17 protein-coding genes and 1 pseudogene are annotated in these 19,232 nt (G+C 55.5%); 4 read left to right on the forward strand and 14 right to left on the reverse strand.

The window, feature by feature from the left end; all coding sequences use genetic code 11:
* Positions 1 to 44: 44 nt before the first annotated feature.
* Positions 45 to 1,010 carry an ornithine cyclodeaminase family protein gene (locus ACR0ER_RS21765; RefSeq protein WP_480770763.1) on the reverse strand — a complete coding sequence of 322 codons (966 nt, stop codon included), beginning with the start codon at positions 1,008 to 1,010 and terminating at the stop codon, positions 45 to 47.
* Positions 1,011 to 1,031: 21 nt separating this feature from the next.
* Complete coding sequence (locus ACR0ER_RS21770) at positions 1,032 to 1,739, reverse strand: IS6 family transposase (protein ID WP_480770732.1); 708 nt, start codon at positions 1,737 to 1,739, stop codon at positions 1,032 to 1,034.
* On the opposite strand from ACR0ER_RS21770, the gene ACR0ER_RS21775 reads away from it, so the two are divergent.
* Together ACR0ER_RS21775 and ACR0ER_RS21780 are read left to right on the forward strand one after the other, a co-directional pair.
* Positions 1,738 to 3,648, forward strand: a complete 1,911-nt coding sequence (locus tag ACR0ER_RS21775; protein WP_480770733.1) for a DUF3604 domain-containing protein — start codon at positions 1,738 to 1,740, stop codon at positions 3,646 to 3,648. The two genes, ACR0ER_RS21770 and ACR0ER_RS21775, sit on opposite strands and share 2 nt — an antisense overlap.
* On the forward strand, positions 3,569 to 5,572 hold the full coding sequence (locus tag ACR0ER_RS21780) for a DUF3604 domain-containing protein (protein ID WP_480770734.1): 2,004 nt from the start codon (positions 3,569 to 3,571) through the stop codon (positions 5,570 to 5,572). Before ACR0ER_RS21775 ends, ACR0ER_RS21780 begins: the two co-directional genes overlap by 80 nt.
* A 181-nt stretch (positions 5,573 to 5,753) precedes the next feature.
* On the opposite strand, the gene ACR0ER_RS21785 is transcribed toward ACR0ER_RS21780, so the two are convergent.
* Positions 5,754 to 6,074, reverse strand: coding sequence for a DUF4377 domain-containing protein (locus ACR0ER_RS21785; protein WP_480770735.1), 321 nt, complete (start codon positions 6,072 to 6,074; stop codon positions 5,754 to 5,756).
* Positions 6,075 to 6,156: 82 nt separating this feature from the next.
* Complete coding sequence (locus ACR0ER_RS21790; protein WP_170337339.1) at positions 6,157 to 7,167, reverse strand: TAXI family TRAP transporter solute-binding subunit; 1,011 nt, start codon at positions 7,165 to 7,167, stop codon at positions 6,157 to 6,159.
* On the opposite strand from ACR0ER_RS21790, the gene ACR0ER_RS21795 reads away from it, so the two are divergent.
* Both ACR0ER_RS21795 and ACR0ER_RS21800 read left to right on the forward strand, forming a co-directional pair.
* Positions 7,154 to 7,963 carry a bestrophin-like domain gene (locus ACR0ER_RS21795; protein WP_170337340.1) on the forward strand — a complete coding sequence of 270 codons (810 nt, stop codon included), beginning with the start codon at positions 7,154 to 7,156 and terminating at the stop codon, positions 7,961 to 7,963. The genes ACR0ER_RS21790 and ACR0ER_RS21795 overlap by 14 nt on opposite strands.
* 1 nt (position 7,964) lies before the next feature.
* Positions 7,965 to 8,648, forward strand: a complete 684-nt coding sequence (locus tag ACR0ER_RS21800; RefSeq protein WP_170337341.1) for an AIM24 family protein — start codon at positions 7,965 to 7,967, stop codon at positions 8,646 to 8,648.
* Between the two features lie 313 nt (positions 8,649 to 8,961).
* Here ACR0ER_RS21800 and ACR0ER_RS21805 read toward each other — a convergent pair whose 3' ends face one another.
* The 10 genes and pseudogenes from ACR0ER_RS21805 to ACR0ER_RS21850 all read right to left on the reverse strand — a co-directional run bounded on the left by ACR0ER_RS21805 (position 8,962) and on the right by ACR0ER_RS21850 (position 19,096).
* Positions 8,962 to 10,050: a transporter substrate-binding domain-containing protein gene (locus ACR0ER_RS21805; RefSeq protein WP_480770736.1), complete on the reverse strand. Its 1,089-nt coding sequence runs from the start codon at positions 10,048 to 10,050 to the stop codon at positions 8,962 to 8,964.
* A 26-nt stretch (positions 10,051 to 10,076) separates the two neighbouring features.
* The gene (locus ACR0ER_RS21810; RefSeq protein WP_480770737.1) at positions 10,077 to 10,280 is read right to left on the reverse strand and encodes a hypothetical protein; all 204 of its coding nucleotides are present in this window, start codon (positions 10,278 to 10,280) and stop codon (positions 10,077 to 10,079) included.
* A 53-nt stretch (positions 10,281 to 10,333) separates the two neighbouring features.
* On the reverse strand, positions 10,334 to 11,179 hold the full coding sequence (ypfJ, locus tag ACR0ER_RS21815; RefSeq protein WP_480770738.1) for a KPN_02809 family neutral zinc metallopeptidase: 846 nt from the start codon (positions 11,177 to 11,179) through the stop codon (positions 10,334 to 10,336).
* 188 nt (positions 11,180 to 11,367) lie between these two features.
* Positions 11,368 to 11,556 (reverse strand): hypothetical protein, encoded by a 189-nt coding sequence (locus ACR0ER_RS21820; RefSeq protein ID WP_480770739.1) that lies wholly within the window; start codon positions 11,554 to 11,556, stop codon positions 11,368 to 11,370.
* Between the two features lie 25 nt (positions 11,557 to 11,581).
* Positions 11,582 to 12,592: a HupE/UreJ family protein gene (locus ACR0ER_RS21825; protein ID WP_480770740.1), complete on the reverse strand. Its 1,011-nt coding sequence runs from the start codon at positions 12,590 to 12,592 to the stop codon at positions 11,582 to 11,584.
* Entirely contained in the window at positions 12,589 to 13,497 is a 909-nt protein-coding gene (locus ACR0ER_RS21830) for a peptidylprolyl isomerase (protein WP_170337249.1), read from the reverse strand. Before ACR0ER_RS21830 ends, ACR0ER_RS21825 begins: the two co-directional genes overlap by 4 nt.
* 25 nt (positions 13,498 to 13,522) lie before the next feature.
* Complete coding sequence (locus tag ACR0ER_RS21835) at positions 13,523 to 14,296, reverse strand: hypothetical protein (RefSeq protein WP_480770741.1); 774 nt, start codon at positions 14,294 to 14,296, stop codon at positions 13,523 to 13,525.
* A gap of 17 nt (positions 14,297 to 14,313) precedes the next feature.
* Complete coding sequence (locus ACR0ER_RS21840) at positions 14,314 to 15,315, reverse strand: SphA family protein (protein WP_170337256.1); 1,002 nt, start codon at positions 15,313 to 15,315, stop codon at positions 14,314 to 14,316.
* A 57-nt stretch (positions 15,316 to 15,372) separates the two neighbouring features.
* Positions 15,373 to 17,253 (reverse strand): annotated as a pseudogene (locus ACR0ER_RS21845) (DUF3604 domain-containing protein).
* Between the two features lie 10 nt (positions 17,254 to 17,263).
* On the reverse strand, positions 17,264 to 19,096 hold the full coding sequence (locus ACR0ER_RS21850) for a DUF3604 domain-containing protein (protein ID WP_480770742.1): 1,833 nt from the start codon (positions 19,094 to 19,096) through the stop codon (positions 17,264 to 17,266).
* Positions 19,097 to 19,232: the final 136 nt, after the last annotated feature.

A 19,232-nucleotide genomic window follows, 5' to 3' on the forward strand; every position in this document is an offset into this window, starting at 1 on the left:
GCTGCCGTCCAGCACCTCGAAGTGGATGTCAGCTTCAACTATTTTCAGAGCGAAGCTCCCAATTTAGTAGCCTTCACACGGTAAAAGGCTTCCACTGCGATCGCGGTGTCCTGTGCGCCGGTTCCCGTCAAATCGCAGATCGTCACGGCACCAGCTGGGCGCGAAAATTGATCCGCTCCTGAAATGATTGAACCGAGTTCTAATACTTTTCTGCTGCCTTCGTCCAAACTCTGAAGCTCGCCGCCGATAACGCACTGATCAATCACATCACAAACCACGACGTCTGCGCGCTCGAGTACATTCGAATGTAGTTCTTGTTTGCCTGGTAAATCCGATCCCATGGCAGTGATGTGCAAGTCGGTGTGAAGCCATTCGGCCATGATGATTGGTTCCGTCGCCGGGGTCGTTGTGACGACAACTTGCGCAGACGTCACCAACTCCGCGAGGGACTGGCAAGGTTGCACCGGAATTCCAAGCAGATTTGTCATTTCAGAACAGTAGCTCGAAACAGATGCCGCGTTGCGCCCAAAAACCAGAAGGCGTTCGAACCTACGCACAAGGGCGAGGCTTTCAATCTGATATCGGGCCTGTACACCAGTGCCTACCACGCCGACAGTTTTTATTTCTTGGGGTGCTAGGTGCTTTGCAGCCACTGCACCGGCAAGTCCGGTGCGCAAGTTCATCAAGTATCCGTTGTCTAGGAATATACAATCAAAGGTACCTGTCTTTGCGCTCATCAAAGCGATGATACTACTGCAACTGGGCAGTCCGACCTGCGGGTTCCGAAAGAAGCCGGTGGCGATTTTGACAGCAAGATGCTCGAGGCCATTCACAAAAGCGCCCTTCGTGTCGACAGCGCTCTCCTTATCAATGTCGATATGCATCACGGGCGGCATTGAAACACGCCCTTCTGAAATCCACGAAAAGGACTGTTCGGTTGCGCCGAGCGATCCGTTGTCTATCGGAAGACAATTTCTCGGTGCTGTCAGACGAATTCGAACCAGTCTCAGTTTCCCACAGAAACCGCGAACCTATGCGGAACAAAGTTGACGCCACTCGGCGAGAGCGGCGGTGCGTGTCAGCTTGAAGGTGTCTCGGCTGGTGAGCGATCGCTCCTGGTTGAAATGGTTGTATACGGAGGAATGGACAGCGGCGAATTTCTGTAAACTTCGCATGCGCCTGAAACGCTGCATCGCGCGTTCGCGTCGTCGAAACGGCAGGTGCGAGTTCTCAACGCGGTTGTTGAGCCACCTGCCCGTCCTTTGTTTTTCGAGCGATCCTAGTTCTCTGAGGGCAGCCCTGTAGGATGCAAAACGATCCGTCACGATCTCATCGGCGCAACCATGGCGCTTCATTAATTTCTTGAGGAATTTCAGTGCTGCAGCCTTGTTTCGACGCTTCGTGACGACGGCCTCAAGCACTTCACCTTCGTGATCGACAGCACGCCAGAGATAGTGGCGTTTGCCATTCACCTTCACAAAAACCTCATCCGCGTGCCATTTCCATCTAGAGAACGCGCGCAGCTGCTGAACACGCTTCTGTCTAATCTCAGCAGCAAACACCGGCCCGAACCTGTTCCACCAATATCGGACAGTTTCGTGGCTCACGTCGATGCCTCGCTCGTGCAACAAATCTTCGACATTCCGAAGCGAGAGCGGGAAACGGATGTACAGCATCACCGCAAGGCGGATGATCTCGGGACTGGTTTTAAAGTACTTGAAAGAGGCAGGTCTGGTCATGGAGAAAAGCTACGCAACCGCCCTGCCCCGCTCAAGCAAAGTTAATCTGACAAGACCCTCCGCGATATCTCAAGAAACACCGTTTCTTGCCCTACCTCCTGAAAGCGCGACGTATTCACCTTACACAGAAGATGAGTTTCCGGACCAAGTTTACTTTGGCGACACACACCTTCACACAGCGCTCTCGGCTGATGCTGGTCTGGCGCTTGCTTCGCTGACGCCTGACGATGCTTTCCGTTTTGCCAAAGGAGAAAAGGTCATTTCCTCGCTGGGCGTTCCAGCGCGGCTGAAACGTCCGTTGGACTGGCTCGTTGTGACTGACCACGCGGAAAACCTTGGCCTGCCAGTGGCGCTCGAAACGAATGACCCGATCATGCTCAAGAACGATTGGGGGCGCGACATGGTGGATGTCTACGCGCCAAAAACCCAAGACTCTACGCGGGCTGCCTATGTGAAGTGGTTCGAGCCGGTCGCGACGCCGGGTGCGCCCGATCCTATGGCCGGTACGGGCTTGGCCGAAAGCTATTGGGGTATGGCCACGTCTGCCGCAGAATTGCACAATCAGCCAGGCTTGTTTACGGCCATGATAGGGTTTGAATGGACATCCGCGCCGGGTGGCAACAACCTGCACCGCAATGTCATCTTCCGCGACGGCAAGGACAAGGCCGACCAGATCGTTCCGCTGTCCTCGTTTGACACGGTTGATCCGGAAGACCTCTGGGACTGGATGCAAGCCTACGAGGATGCGACTGGTGGCAAACTGCTTGCAATTCCACACAACGGGAACCTCTCCAACGGCCTGATGTTCGATGATGTCACACTGTCTGGAGAGCCGTTGACTGCAGACTACGCGGAACGTCGCCAAAGATGGGAGCCCATCTACGAGGTCACTCAGATGAAGGGAGACGGCGAGACTCATCCCATGCTTTCGCCTGATGATGCCTTTGCCGAATACGAGAAATGGGACACAGGAAGTTTCGGCCCTGAAAGAAAAACCCCGGAAATGCTGCCACGAGAATATGCGCGAGAGACATTCAAACGTGGAATGGCCTACGAAGCGCAGCTTGGTGTGAACCCGTTCAAGTTTGGGATCATCGGTTCAACTGACAGCCATACGGGCCTATCCACAGCACAGGAGAACAACTATTTCGGCAAGGTGTCCGCGTTTGAGCCAAGCAACGACCCTATCCGCTTTGCCGAGCCCATTGTGGGAATGCTTACCCCTGAAGACCCCAGCGATGACATTGTCAGTTCGCAGGCGTCTGCCTCCGGCATGGCTGCCGTCTGGGCTACGGAAAACACGCGGGAAGGCATTTGGGATGCGCTCAAACGGCGCGAGGTTTATGCGACGACCGGCTCGCGTATCCGGGTGCGCGTCTTCGCCGGATACGATTTTGAAGAATCTGACCTGCCCCGGTCAGACTTTGCGGCGCATGGCTATTTGAATGGCGTCCCAATGGGTGGTGAATTGGTCAGTGGCAATGGCCGTGCACCACGGCTGCTCATTCGAGCGCTCCGGGATCCAGATGGAGCCAACCTCGACCGGGTGCAGGTTGTCAAAGGATGGCTGAACGCCGACGGTACAACGAATGAACAGGTTTTTGATGTCGCCTGCGGTGGACGCGCGTTGTTGGGCAGTCGTTGCGACGGCGAGGTTGGCAACACAGTGGATTCTGAAAGCGCGACCTGGACCAATGATATCGGTCAGGCAATCCTCTCCGCCTATTGGGAAGACCCCGACTTCGATCCAGTACATTCTGCTTTCTATTACGTGCGCGCTATCGAGATACCGACCCCACGTTGGACAACCTATGACAGCGTGATCTTTGGTGTCGATATTCCTGAAGGTACACCGCTCGACATACAAGAAAGAGCGTACACCTCTCCGATCTGGTACACACCAAGCTAAGGAATTTAAAATGAAAACCTTCTTTCTTTCCTTATCGGCAATCGTGTTGGCAACCGCTGTTTCAGCCCAAGATAGCTTCATTCCTGAAAATGCTGAAGGCGTCCTTAAGGGGCCTTCCTATTCGCCCTATGCGAACCGAGGGTTTCCAACCAATGTGTATTTTGGAGATACACATGTTCATACCGCGCTTTCAGGTGACGCGGGTGGTGCGGGCACTCGGTTGATGCCGCGTGACTCCTACCGCTTTGCACGAGGCGAGCAGGTGACATCAAATACAGGTCAACCGGTGCAACTCTCGCGGCCTCTGGATTTTTACATGGTCACTGATCATTCGGATGCCATGGGCGCTATCGCCGATGTCATCAACGGGGCGCCGCATGTCCTTGCTGACGAGCAGGGACGAATGTTCCATGAGGGTTTCAACTCGCCCGATCCGCGGGTGCGAGTCGATACAGCTCGGGTAATGACGCGAACATTTGGTTCTGGTCAGCTGTCTGACGCGCTGAATTATCAGCCGGGCAACCCGGCATTTGCCGATGTATGGCAAGGAATCGTCGAAGCATCAGAAGAGTTCTATGACCCCGGTGTATTCACGACATTTGCGGCTTACGAATGGACATCCTTTGAGGCGGGTCGGACGCTGCACCGCAATGTGATTTTTCGGGATGGGCCGGAAAGAACGCTGCAGATCGTGCCGTACACAACAACTCCACCCATCGGCTCGAACGATCCTCGGGATCTATGGAAATGGCTTGAAAATTATGAAAGCGAAACCGGCGGTCGTGTGCTTGCCATCCCTCATAACGGGAACATCTCGAATGGATGGATGTTCCCTTTGAGAAATGACTTCGCAGATGGCGAACCTTTGGATCAGGCCTACGCCGAAACGCGCCAGAAATGGGAGCGTATCTACGAAACGACGCAGTTCAAAGGCGACGGTGAGACACATCCCGCACTGTCTCCAGAAGACGAATTTGCAGATTTTGAAACATGGGATTTTGGAACGGGCGACGCCACGGAGCGTAAAACAACAGACATGCTGCCGGGCGACTACACCCGCTCCGGTTTGAAGCGTGGATTGCTGCTTGAAGCCCAACTCGGAACGAATCCTTTCAAGTACGGGTTGGTTGGAGCAACAGATACCCACACAGGTCTGACTGCTTACGAAGAAGAGAATTTCTTCGGCAAATTTCCTGCGGAAGAGCCTTCGGCTGAACGCTTCGAGGGTGTGGGTGCGAGATTCCCGGACGGGTCACCAGCTGTTTTCGGTTCAATGTTTCAAGCATCCGGTCTGACAGCTGTTTGGGCAACTGAAAACAGCCGAAAGGCCATCTGGGACGGTATGCACCGCCGAGAGACCTACGCTACAACGGGCCCGCGTATGCGCGTACGTCTCTTTGGAGGGTGGGACTTTGACGAAAGCGATGCACATCGTCGTAACCTTGCTCAGATCGGTTACTCCAAAGGTGTTCCAATGGGTTCTGACCTGCGTCCGGGGAACGGGTCTCCGTCCTTCCTTGTCTACGCGCTTCGGGACCCAATGGGCGCGAACCTCGACCGCATTCAGATCATCAAAGGCTGGCTCGACGCGAACGGTGAGCAGCAGGAAATCGTCCATGACGTTGCTTGGTCTGATGACCGCGAACCCAACGGCGAGGGTAAGCTGCCTAAGGTCGGTAACACGGTCGATCTGAGCGTCCCATCATGGACAAACACCATAGGCTCGCCAGAACTTGGAACGGTCTGGCAGGATCCAGACTTCGATCCCAAGCTCTCCGCTTTCTATTATGCCCGCGTCATCGAAATTCCAACGCCACGCTGGACGGCGTATGACGCGGTCCGGTTCAACATCAAAATGCCGGAAGATGTGCCTCTTGTTACACAAGAGCGCGCTTACACCTCACCGATCTGGTATACGCCTTAGAGCCATAATGAAGGTGATTGTTAGAAGTTCAATTGCCGGAAGATTGTAAGTGTGCCTTGGGGTTGCGCCTGTAGCGAATGGTACTCCGGCTGGTCGATATGGCGGAATCAAGTAATAGGGGATGGGAGTTGGCTAAGCGCCGATCATGCTCAACTAAAACCCTCAAAACTGGCTCGGTCGTTCAATCTTCGCAGGGCACACGTGTGAATAAGAACGCACCAAGATCGGCAGGTATTGGCGCGGGCCGTTTTGTGCGCAACACGCAAATTTTCGCGGCCTGTCCGTCGAAATGTCTGTACCCGACTATGCTGTCATAGAAGAATTCGCCATTGATCACCAAACACTGCATGGGCGCAACTCCGACGCATGGCACTCGATCGGTGGCAATCTCGAACACCAGTTTTTCATCATCATTGCCAGCATTCGCGCTTGGCACAGGAAACGCGCAGATAACCGCCATGATCGCAATCGTCGGGGATCCGGAACATCTCGATTTAATCATTAGGATTAACGTGCCTCATGCTTGTTGAGTGTTTCCGCCGCAGTATCGGGTGCCAGATCTTAAATACCGCGAATCCAACAGCTTAGTTCTGAACCAAAGAAATCCCCGGATGATCAGGTACAGGCATGTTCAGAACCTTGGGATTTTTCAAAATGCCCGCGTCCAATACGGGCAGGTCAGCGGTCAGCTTCTCATGCGCATCTTCGATCGCATCCGCAAGATCCGCAACAAGGCTGGCTTCAACCCCATCGCGTGCCACAAGAGCGGCGACGACGGATATCGTGGGTATTTCTCGACCCGGCTGCCCATATGGTTCCATGTTAATTGTAGCGATTTGATATACCGGATTTTGGCTCAGGAATTCTGAAACGCTGGGGCCCGTGACCGATACTATTGTCGCCTCACATCTGTCTAATGCCTGTTGGATCAGTTGATTGGGATGCCCCAGCACAAAGATACTCGCATCAATGCGCCCTTCGCAAAGCTCTTGCAGTGCATTGGACGGTTCCAATTCGTATGTGGAACCGAACCAATCCAGCCCGAAGCCCGTTTGGTCAAAGAAACTTCGGATGGATGCGTTTCTGCCGGACGCAGAACGCCCTAGATCCACAGCTTTGCCGCGTAGATCACGAATTGTTCGGATACCTGAGTTAGGCGCGGCCAGGATCGTCACCGCCTCTTTGAACAGAGGGGTGACGACGCGCAGATCGTCCATTGCTCCATCTTTCGCGAAAAGGGTCGTGCCCTGAAAAGCCGCCTGCTGCCAGTCGGACTGTGCGATCGCAAATTCCAGCTCACCGGATTGCATCATTTTCAAGTTGTATACGCTACCCGGTGTAGGCTCTGGGCTGCATCTTCGCAACGAGTCGTCCCGGCTGTTGAATGCGTCGCAGATTGCACGCGCAACGGGAAAATAATTTCCGGATACATTCCCTGATCCTATACTAAAAACTTTGACGTCCTGAGCGGTCAAAAATCCAGGAAAAAATAGGGAAAAACTCAGGAAAACGCCGAATAACCGTTTTGTCATCGTTCGAACCAATCGTATTATTTCAAGGGTATTTACAAGTGGCAGGGATATGCCTGATTTCATTTATGACATCCCGACCCAAAGCTTGGCTATATGGTTTGTTCTGATCGCTCTGGCTGCGGTCGTGATCGGGCTGTTTGTTGTCAAACCCATTCTTCGTATTCTTCTGGGAACGGGCCCGGATTTCAATTCATCAATTAACTATGTGACGTCCGGGTTCAGCTTGTTTTATGGCCTTTTGCTGGGCCTTCTGACGGTTGCAGCCTACCAGAATTCTGAACGTGTCAAAGAAAGCATTCTGCTTGAGGCGACTTCGCTGGGATCGCTTTACGCGCAGCTCAACGTCTACGCTGAACCCTACCGCAGCGAAGTAAAGCTGATCATGCGGGATTATGTGCTCTACACCATCCACACTGAGTGGCCTGCCCACCAAGAAGGCCAGATTCTAAACGGCGGTTACAATCGCGCAGAGGCTATTCGCCGCAAGCTGGCCGAGTATTCTCCCCAGACCGGGGCCGAGCAAATCGTGCACACCGAAGTTGTGTCATCCTTTCAGGACTTTTCCGACGCACGGCAGTTGAGATTGGCCGGAGTTGGAACGGCAATTCCAGACGTGCTATGGCAGGCTGTTCTGGTAGGTGCCGTAATCAGCATTCTGTTGATGACCATGTTTCGGATCAGGATCCGTCAGCACCTTGTTCTGGGCAGCATCACGGCGGTTTTTCTGGGTGTGATCCTCTTCGTTATTGTAACCCTTGATCGACCCTTGCGCGGTGGCGCGGCGTTGCAACCCGAACCCTTCAGGCTTCTCTGGAGTCGCCTGATGGTCTGGGATGAACCCCCGGGCGAGAGGTTCTGAAATGGCCAGATTCGACGTTACAAATGTTGAGGGGATGCGCCAGTTGCGTATGCATCTGGATGAGGAAACGGTTCAGGCCGCCCGGGGCGCGTTGTCGAACTTTCGCGGTGACATCTCCTTTACGCCCAGACTGCCCGGGGTGGGTGATATCTTTCGCAATATCTTCGCTCGTGAATCCCGGATCAGGCCATATTACAGCGGGACCGGGACAATCCATTTACAGCCATCGCTTGCCGGGTTTCACGTGTTCGACGTTCAGCCAAACGAGAAATGGATACTGGAGCCCGGCGAATACTGGGCAAGCGAAGGATCGGTAAAGCTTGGCCTGCACCGCGACCCGATGCTGGCAAGCTGGTGGGCCGGTGACGGACTGTTCGCGTGGAAAACAACACTGCGCGGTGCCGGCAAAGTAGCCATCAACGCGCCGGGCCCGGTCGAAGAGATTTCTGTGACCGACGGAGAGCTCAAAGTGCAGGGCCGCCTTGTTTTAGGCCGCACCTCGGGGTTGAAGTTTCGGTCCGTGCGATCGGCGAGGTTTCCCCGGAACCTGATTTCTGGTCAAACCCGGCTGCGGTTGTTTGAAGGAACCGGAAAAGCGTTGGTGTCCTGGACGCCTTACTGGAACGAGTACCTGCATAATCAGATGAGCGGTGGGGACCATATCCAGGGCTCTTTGTTTGAATAGCGCAAGGTCGCTCTTGGTACGTTCAATTCGCAATTTCTGTGATCATCTCAGCGGGAAGGCGTCCGGAGTGATAAGACCTGTCTCTTCCACGATCCAGTCACGTGATATTAGGTTGTCCTTTGCGGGACCGGATATTTCGCCCAACACATAGAGCGCGACCGGGCCTTCGCTCACCTCCGTAAGATTTACATAGAATGTATCCAGCGTTTCGGTCCAACTCAGAATGTTCCAGCAAGACCCATAGTAGTTTCTACGGCATCGTCTCTCTTTTTTGTCAGTTTTTGCCAAGCTTGATCGATGGAGATGGACGGGCTCACTTCCCGATGTACCGCAGCAGTTCGGTGTCCCACGCCGGGCTTTTTCGCACAGAAAGCAAAGCGCGATTGAGAACCTCGACATATTCGCTCTCATCCTGCAGGGCGAAGGCGTAATTCTGTTCTTCGAACTCATAAGGCAGCACTTCAACATCCTGGAAACGCCCCTGCTCTCTGCCACGCAGGATTTCATATTTCAGGGCGGGTGCATCCATAACAACCGCATCGACCTGGTCCGCATCCAGGCTGGTCACCACTTCTGACAAAGTAGCAAAGCTGCGCGCGGCGATGCCTGACCGTTGCAGATATTCCGCCGACGTTGAATCCGCCAGCGTCGCAACCCGCACATTTGCCAGATCGTCAGGCGAGCGTATTTCAGATCGGATTTGCTCCAAGGTAAAGGCACTGGCCAGTATGGCTGTGATGCTGGCAACCATAATCGTGCTGCCCACTGCTAATACGGCGGACAGAATGCGCGCCGTTGGTGTTTTGAACTCGTAGTACCGAATGGGACCGCGCGTCACGAACAACAGGCCGATGACCAGCGCCTCCATCACCTTGCCACCGCGCGTTTTCATCGCATAGAGCTTTGCGTTTATTTTATGTTCGAGCAGATAGAACACCCCACCCACCAGCGCGGCTGCACCCAGCACGATGATGATCGCGGTCAGAATGCGTGGGCTTAGCAGGAATTGCCGAATAGAGCTGAGGTAGCTGGCTTTCTTGACCCCGATGGCCTTGTGGGTCTCGAAAAACGAATGCGAGAAATCCACCCGTTCTTCGCGCTCGGAGGTGATCGACAGGCAGGAAATCCCAACGGCCGATTGCCCCGTAGCAACGCTGTCGATCATGTCTCCGAAGTTCATCAGTGTGATGTCGTAGTCCAGCGCAAGTTCCCGGGCCACCCGATCCCACAGGAAGATGGCCAGACCATCCAGCTTGTCTGCCTCACCAATCACAAACGGCGGGCACAGCGCGGCGGCAACAGGCACTGGTCCCGAACGCTCTTGTGCCTGCGACGACATGGGAGCAAGCACTGCGAAGATCATCAGGATCGCGGGCAAAATCAGAAAACGGCTATGTGTCATATCCTTTGCGCATCAGGGCTAAAAACTCACGGACGGAAAACAAATGCGTCTGTTGCATCCACATTATCTTCAAACAAACTCAGGCAACCAAAAGAGGCTTCGGCAAGAATGGCCTTGCCCATTCTTGCACGCAGGCCCAAACGAGTCGACCAGATCGGGCACGGTGGACGATCGCCATTGCAGGACAGCGGAAATAGAGAGCGCTGAAGTATATCCCAGAACTGGCTCAATAGTCGTCCTGACGGCTGCTATCAGTCTGAATTTCATTCGTTTTCCTTCAAGGTCAGAGTTGTCTTGCTGCGAAGGTATCGCAGCTGTTGGGGTTTCCGGACTTGTAGCCACGGTAAAACCAGTTTTGCCGTTGTGCGCTGGTGCCGTGGGTAAAACTGTCCGGGACGACCACGCCCCGTTGCGCGCGTTGCAGTGCGTCATCCCCGATCGCTGCGGCTGTATTGAGTGCTTCTTCAATGTCGCCAGGTTCCAGCACCCCAAACCGTTGATCCATGGCCCGTGCCCAGACGCCGGAGTAGCAATCGGCCTGAAGTTCCACGCGCACGGACAAGGCATTGGCATCGGCCTGGCTGGCCTGACTTTTGGCGCGGTTCACCTGCTCCAACAGTCCCAGGCTATGCTGAACGTGATGGGCCACTTCGTGTGCAATGACATAGGCTTTGGCAAAGTCACCACGCGCGCCGAGGCGCTGTTCCATCACCTGAAAGAAGGATGTATCGAGATAGACGCGCTGGTCGATCGGACAATAAAATGGACCGGTCGCGGACATAGCCCGCCCGCAAGCCGATTGGGTTCTGCCTGCAAACAGGACCAGCACCGGTGGTGTGTATTGAATGCCCGAGTCTCTGAATATCTCACCCCAGACCACTTCGGTATCTGCAAGGACGACGGCCACAAACTCCTCTGTTTCATCGTCAATCTGAACCGGCGCATTTGCCTGCGGAGGCGCAACCTGCCCCCCACCACTTAGAAACGGTGTGATATCAACGCCAAAAAGCAGGCCGATCACGAGGACCACAACCAATCCGGCGCCACCCATACCGGCACGAGATACGCCACGGGATCCATGGCGTCGGTCGTCGATGTTTTTGCTTGTACGTCGTCCTTTCCAGCGCATGTGGCCTCCGATCCATCCGGGCGTCTCAAAACCAGTTTCTGACGGTCCCCCGATCTACGAGGTTTGAACGGGGAACCGATCCGGAATTTCAAAACCTGAGGCAGTGACAACCGTTACATCAGGACGATATCGGGTGTCACTTCGCCACCACTCAAATTGCGCTCAGTGTTTTGGGGCATCCGAATTCCTTATCCGTCGATACCTGCAGTATCGCGTGCAGTCTCAGCCGGTGTGCATCTGTTGGTGCTGACACCAATCGTCGCTTGCTGGACTTGTCTTTTGGCCGCCTTTTCCGGCGTGCAGTCCGGATCTGCGATATCGCAGCCTGCAAGCATGAATGCAGCAAGCAACATCACCCCTCCACATGTTTTGATCATTGTCCCTTCTCCTTCCTTCTTTTGTTCAAAATCCGGCGAGCCGTTCGGCCAGCCAAAACGCTGCAATGCATCCGATGGGATATCCAAGCATCTGGCGCGACGGCCCATGTGCCATTGACCAGCCCCAGACAACCTCCAGTGTCTTTTTCAGTGTCAGGAACACACCTAGCACGGCAAAGATGAAAGCCAGTTGCCCGGCCTCGACCCCAAGGTTGAAGGCCAACAAGGCCGCGGGGATGTCTTGATCGGGTAGGCCGATCTCGGCCAGCGCTCCGGCAAAGCCCAGGCCGTGCAGCAGGCCGAACCCAAAGGAAATCACCCAAGGGAACCGGCTGGCCAATGTCTTGGGTTTGTCGTCAGAGCGCAGAACTTCGGTCGCCAGAAAGACAATCGACAGGGCAATCACGGCCTCAACCGGCGGGCCCGGGACGTTCAGCACGCCGAAAGTGGCCAGACCTAACGTGATCGAATGCGCGACGGTGAAGGCAGTCACCGCCCAGATCAGCTGGCGCAGGTTGCGGATCAGTACCAACAGGGCAAAGACAAACAGCAGGTGATCCCAGCCTTCGAGGATATGTTCAAACCCCAACACGCCATATTGCCATAGCGTCTGGAGAAGCCCCTGTTGCGCGGGCAGCGTCACAGCGGGAGCATCCGGCGTCAGCCGGAAGGTCGCCATGTTCACCGTGTCCAGATATCCCACCCGCAGCAAAACGTCCGTGCGTTGCGCTTCAAGCTTGTCGATCCGTATCGCGTTGCCACGCAGGTCTTCGGTGCAGGTCATGCGCCAGATCTGAGTCCAGGCGCGACCGTCAAAGACTGGTGCATCAAAGGTGGGCGCGGTACAGACCTCCGGAAGCACAACGTCGATATCCATTGGAGCGCCCCGAACATCGGGCTTGCGCCAGAACACGTACCAGTCGCTATCGGTCTCCTGCGAGATTTCCAGATACCCCGGCTCCAGCGCGTGGGCATGGCTAAAGGCGGGCACCAAAAGCCCAACCAGCAGCGCGATCACGGGCAGAAGATGCCTCATGACTCACCCGCGGGCATGCCCGTTGTCCCAAGGTCTTCGATCACATAGGTGGATCGCAGATTGTCTATGAACAGTTCCGTCGCACGCTCGGCTTGCTTCTCGCGCCAATCTGCCAAAACGCGATCCCGGATCGCGCCAAAAGGCGGTAAGACGGCATCCCATCTGTTGTCGATCCGAACCATGTGAAGCCCGAAAGACGATTGAACAGGTCCGCTCCACTCCCCCAATGGCAAGAGCTGCAGTTGATCAAAAAAGCCCGTTCCAAAGTTGCTATCAACCGAAGTACGAGCGCTCAGTTCAAACCCTGCCGGAAGTAATGATGTCTGACCCAATTGGCGGTGATCTTCCCCCGTAGCCAAACGTGCTCGCGTCTGGTCGACAAACGTGCCGCTGGGATTTTGACCCAGGTAAACAAGGCTGGCCGCAATGCGCGGGGGAGTCGTGAACGTCTCGGCATTGTCCGTCAGGTAGGTCTGCAGCACCTCATCCTCGGGGCGGGCCGCGCCTGCCTCGGAGGTCAGAAGAAAGTTCATCTTCTGCACCATCCGGTTGCGGATGATCTCATCATTGCCATCCAGCCCCAGCGCCAGCGCCTCGCGGTACAGAACCTCGCGGTTAAGCCAATCCTCTTTCATATTGGCCAGCTCTTCAGCTGTCGGAGGGCGCCGCCAGGTGTCTTCGAACTGGCCGGCCAGAACATCGATCTGCCGCTGATCAATGATGATGACCCGTGGATCCGAACCCGCAGACCACTCGCCCGGTTGCGCAAGTTTGAACCAGCCAAAGATCGCAAGGCTGAGAAGCGCAAAATGGACAAAAGGTTCCGTCACAATCCGCCGGATCAGGCTTTGCTTGCGTATCGACGGCAGAGCCCCAGATGGAGGGTTCGTTGTTTGCCAGCTCACATTCATCAGATCATTACCCATCTCTTCAGACGCCCTTGGGCATCAGCAGTTTCAACGTAAAGCTCACCGTGTCGGCGGCCGAGATCGTGTCATCGTCAAAGTTGTGTTCGTAGGACAAGGACCACTGCCAGGGCAGACCTCCGCCTTTGACGAGCCTGGACACTTTGACCCCCAGCGGCAGGCTGCTGAATTCGCCGGCTTCCCAATCATAAACGAACACCATCTCGGATGTTCCGGCGGACCAGCCATTGCCAAGGTTGTAATTGAACACGGGCTGGATTGTGGACAGGTTGACATCTGGCCGGTCGTCATCTCCGGCGACGGTGAAAAGGTTCTGGTTGAAAAATCCCCAGAGCCCCCATTTTTCCTGTTTCGCAAATCCTGCCGCTGGTCCCAGAGCCCATTTTTCCGCGCTCAATCCATCCTCACCGGCGGGCAACAGAGCCACGGCACCCACTCCGAAACGACCCCAGCGCCGATCAAAGGTTATGAGGTCAAACAGGGTGGTGTCGCTCAGCCCCGACTGCCCAGTGGCGCTGTCCGTCACATATGGCAGTGTAAGCCGTGCAATGTGGTTGGTTGATCCCAACGTAAACGGGATCGCGGCGCGGAACTGTACCAGACTGCTGTCCTCTGGCGAGTTGTGCAGATTGAACGAATGAAACCCTTGCAGCTGAAACGACATGATCGACGCCGTCGGATCGTTGGCTGCAGATTGCAAAGACTCAGATGTCTCCTGTGCGTGGATAACGCAAGGGACCAGAACTCCTGCAATCACCCATGACAGTGTCAGCTTCATGTTGAAAATCCCGCAGGTCAGAACGCTAATGAAACCACGGCCGTCAGGATATTGCTTTCGAACCGCCGCTTTGCCGCAAACTCATGTGTGTATTTAAGTTTGAGGGAAGCTTCGGCGCCCAACAGCGTTCCGCCATCATAGGTAACAAGCGGCCCGATACCGCTGACCTGAGCCCGCAGGCTACTTGCCCCCAGGGCGATCCGGGTAAGCTCAGCACCCGCGCCGCTGTCATCTTCAAGCTGATGGTAGGTATAGCCAGCTAGGCCAACGCCCCAGCCCGAGCGGAAGCGCTGCACCACCGCACCTTCTAATTGAAACGCGGGAGCCGTCTGATAGTCGGTCGCATCGTTTTCTTCGCTGAACAAAAGGCTGGCCGCGCCTGAAACCTCAAAACCACGTTCCGGAACGAACCACGTCGCGGCAAAAAAGGGCTGAAAAGACCAGAAATTCTTGCCCGCATTCAATACGTGAACTGTGCGCTCCTGCAGATTGACGGATGCCGTATTATACTCGCCAGTTGGCGCATAAACGGTCAGCCCCGTGCTGTAATGTAGATTACCGCGGTGCCACCCCATCAAACCTGTCAGGCTGATGTCCCCGAAGCTGGAGAGCGTGTCGTCAATGTTCGCACCCTCCAAAGGGGGGCGGATTGCAGTGAAGGTCAGCTCTGCGATGGGAAAAGGAACAGTTAAGTTAAAGGCAGGTGTTCCGCCAAAAATTTCGGCGTCGAACACCTGAGTAACACCCAGTCGCCAGAGATTAAGTTCAAGGTCTGCGTCCGCTGCAATCGGAAGCCCTGCAAGCGAAACGCCGTCCACGCTGCCATCAAGATGGTCGAATGTCAGGCTTGTGTAAGTTCCCGGCTCGGGGACAAAACCCGCAAACGTATCTCTGGTTCCCAGAAAATAGGCGCCCAACCCTCCTTCAACCGCAATTGCTGGTTTTACCGTCAGAAAAGTAAGGGCAGCAATGACGGCCGCGCCCATCATCGGGCGCTTGTCACGCAAAAACATCTTCATTTGTCACCTCGTTCAAATCACTTCACGCGTTTGCCGCGCTTTTTTCGAGTTTTAGGATCAGGGCGTGTACCAAATGGGTGAGGTATAGGCCCGTTCCTGAATAGTCTCAGGCGCGCCTTCAGGCAGTTCGACACCAAAGAACTTGCGGTCATAGGTCGTCCAGCGCGGGGTCGGGATTTCCAGAACCCGCACGTAATAGAACGCGCTCTGATCAGGATCGAAATCCGGGTCTTCCCAATAGCCGCCTAATATCGCCTGACCGATATCGTTTGTATATGTGGCCTCTTGCGCGTTGACGGTATTGCCGACCACCCCATCGCAGGCCGCGTCAATCACCTCGCGCCCGCCGCAGGAAATGTCGTAGACCTTCTCGCTGGTGGAGCCATCCGCATTCAACCAGCCCTTGATGACCTGCACCCGGTCCAGGTTGGCCCCATCGGGATCACGCAATGCCCGAATTAGGAATCGCGGCGCACGGCCTTCACTCTTTCCCAGATCACCCCCCATAGGTACGCCATTGGCGTAGCCATGCGCCGCGAAGTCCGACCGAGGGAGGTCGGATGCTTCAAATTCATACCCGGCAAACACACGCACACGAAGCCGCGTGCCCGAGGTCGCATAAACCTCGCGCCGCATCATCGCGTCAAAGATTGCCTCGCGCGTATTCTCGCGCGCCCAAACTGCCGCCAGACCGGACGCTGATGTTTGCCACGCATGGATCGCATTTTCAGGCGCACCCAGTCTTCCGGCGATGGTTTCTTCGAACCGAACGGGGTCAGCAGTGGGTTCAAGCTGCGCAACCTTTCCAAAGAAACTTTCTTCACGCGTTGTGGGCAGCGAGGTATGCGCGTCTGTAGATCCGATCATGCCGAATTTGAAAGGGTTTGCACCCAATTCAGCTTCGTAAACCAGACCCCTTCGCAATGCTGGTCGAGCGTATTCGTTCGGCAACATATCCGGTGTTTTCGCATCGGAGCCAAAATTGGCCGTGTCCCATGTTTCGAAATCCGCGAATTCGTCGTCCGGTGACAGCATCGGATGCGCTTCACCGTCCCCTTTCATCTGGGTGACCTCGTAGATCGGTTCCCATCGCGCGCGACGCTCGGCAAAGGCCTGATCAATTTTTTCATCCGAGCCATACCGGGTGTCGTCGAACATCAGCCCGTTTGACAGGTTGCCGTTGTGCGGAATGGCAAGCACGCGCCCACCCGTTTCTTCCTCAAGCGCCTCCATCCAATCCCAAAGGTCTTCGGGGTTTACGCCTGCATCCGACGAAAGCGGAACACGGGCGTTCGCGACGTCCTTGCCGTCGCGGTAAACCACCACGCGGTGCATGTTGTTTCCATTTGGAGTTGAAGACCATTCGAACCCAATAATCGCCGAGAACAAACCCGGTTCGTTTGCGGATTCCGCTGCGTCAATTGTTTCTTCCCACGGACCACGCGAGAAATCGGGGTTGTTCGAGTATGGGTTCTTACCTTCAAACCGGGAGCCGGCCCACAGGTTCCACGCTTCTCCAGCCGCCTCGGCTGAACCATCCTTGACATAACCATGCAACGTTTGACCGAATTCGGTATCCAATACTGCGGGGTCGTCCCGCTTGAGCATGGGCGCGACGCCAAGCCCTTCGGCGTGATCCGAGATCACCAGCCAGTCTAACGGACGAATGAGGCGCACGGTAACACCCATCTAAGACTCAACCTCTTCGCCCTTAGCGAACCGAAACGCTTCGGCAGGGCCAAGGTTGTTGCCGATCATTCCGGCATCCGGCGAATAGGATGTGTGCAGGTGGGTATCACCAAAAAGGACCTGATTAGGGAAATCCTGTTGGGGGTAAGGTGAGTACTCACGCTCGCCCGGATTCGGCGGTGGTGCGTCCTGAGCGAAGGCCGTTGAGTACAAAGCAATGATGGATACCGTAAGCGCTTTTAGATGCATGGTTAAATCCTCAAGATGGCGTGTACCAGATGGGGGATGTATAGGCCCGTTCCTGGATTGAAACCGGAGCGCCGTCGGGCAGTTCGGTGCCAAAGAACTTGGCGTCGAAGGTTGTCCAGCGCGGGGACGGAATTTCAAGCACGCGAACGTAGTAGAAAGCCGACTGCGTCGGGTCGAAATCGGGGTCTTCCCAGAAACCGGCCAGAATGGCCTGACCGATATCGTTGGTCCAGGTGGCCGTTTTCTGATCGACCGTATCACCGACCGGACCATCGCACGCCCCATCTATCAGCTCACGCCCGCCACACGCGATGTCGACGACCCGTTCGGTAGTGGTGCCGTCAGCATTCATCCAGCCCTTAACGATCTGGACCCGATCGAGATTGGCCCCGTCGGGGTCTCGTAAGGCTCTCACCATGAAACGCGGTGCGCGACCATCGCCCGAAACGGCCAGACTCGCGCCCATCGGTACTCCGTTCTCATAGCCGTAAGTGTCGAAATCCGAGCGTGGCAGGTCCGTCTCTTCAAAGTCATATCCTGCAAAGACACGAACTCTCATGCGCGTCCCGGTCGTCGCAAAAACCTCGCGTCGCATCATGGCGTCAAAGATGGCCTCGCGGGTGTTTTCGCGCGCCCAAACGGCTGCCAACCCCGAGGCCGATGTCTCCCATGCCTTGATCTGGTTGGCCTCGTCGCCGAGCCGGCCAGTAATAGCTTCATTGAAGCGCATCTCGTGGGCCGAAGGCTCAAGGGCTGTGATCTTGCCAAAGAAGTTCTCTTCGCGGGATGTGGACAAGGACGTATGAGCGTCCGTCGATCCAATCATCCCAAACTTGAACGGGTTAGCGCCAAGTGCGGCCTCATGTTGCAGACCCAGACGATAGGCCGAGCGCGCATATTCGCGCGGAAGCATTTCGGGTGTTTTGACCTCGGTTCCGAAACTGCCTTTGTCCCATGTCTCAAAGTCCGCGAATGCGTCATCCGGTGACAAGGCCGGGTGGGTTTCCCCGTCCCCTTTCATCTGGGTCACCTCGTACAGAGGCTCCAGACGTTGCCGCCGCTCGGCATATTCTGCGGACAAAGGTTCCCCCGAGAACCGTTTGTCATCAAACATCAGCCCGTTGGACAGGTTCCCATTATGTGGGATGGCCAGAAGCTGGCCGCCGGTTTCGGACTGGTAGTCCTCCATCCAATCCCACAGCGCCTCGGGATCATTGCTAAGCTCATTGGACAGAGGAATACGGGTATTCGCCTCTTCCTTGCCATCCCGATAAACGACGACACGGTGCAAGTTGTTGCCGTCCGGGGCCGAACTCCACTCATATCCGATAAAGGCGGTAAAGCTGCCCGGCACATTGGCCTCTTCAGCGGCATCGATGATCTCTTCCCACGGAACCTTGGGGACATTCTGATCCGACGCCAGATGGTTCGTACCTTCATAGGCGCGGCCCAGCCACAGGTTATAAGCAGCTTGTGTGCTTTCGATCGTTTTCTGGTTGACCAGTTCGTATAGTTCTGCGCCCAGTGGATCTTCCAACAATGTCGGATCAGCGCGTGTCAGCAGCGGGGCGATGCCAAGCCCGTCGGAATGATCGGATACCACCAGCCAGTCCAGTGGTCTCTGCAATCTGGCCGGGATGCCCGTGGACGCAACCACCGTTTCGCCTTTGGCAAATTTATAAGCATCCGCGGGGGACAGTTTGTTAAAGACCAATCCGGCATCCCACGAGTAAGACGTGTGCAGATGCGTGTCGCCGAAAAAGACCTGATTGGGAAAACTCTGATCCGGATATGGGGAATATTCAGCCCGATCTGGCGCAACATTGGGCGCATCCTGCGCCACTGCCGAATGTGCTAATATACCTGCAATGCAAGTCACAACAACGCAAGTGACCGCAGAAGTCGAGAATAGAAGTCCACGAGAACCCTGAGCGGAATACATCTCCAATGCCCCCATAATATTGTTTATTATCAGGTAA

Source organism: Ruegeria sp. CH8 (assembly GCF_056536985.1).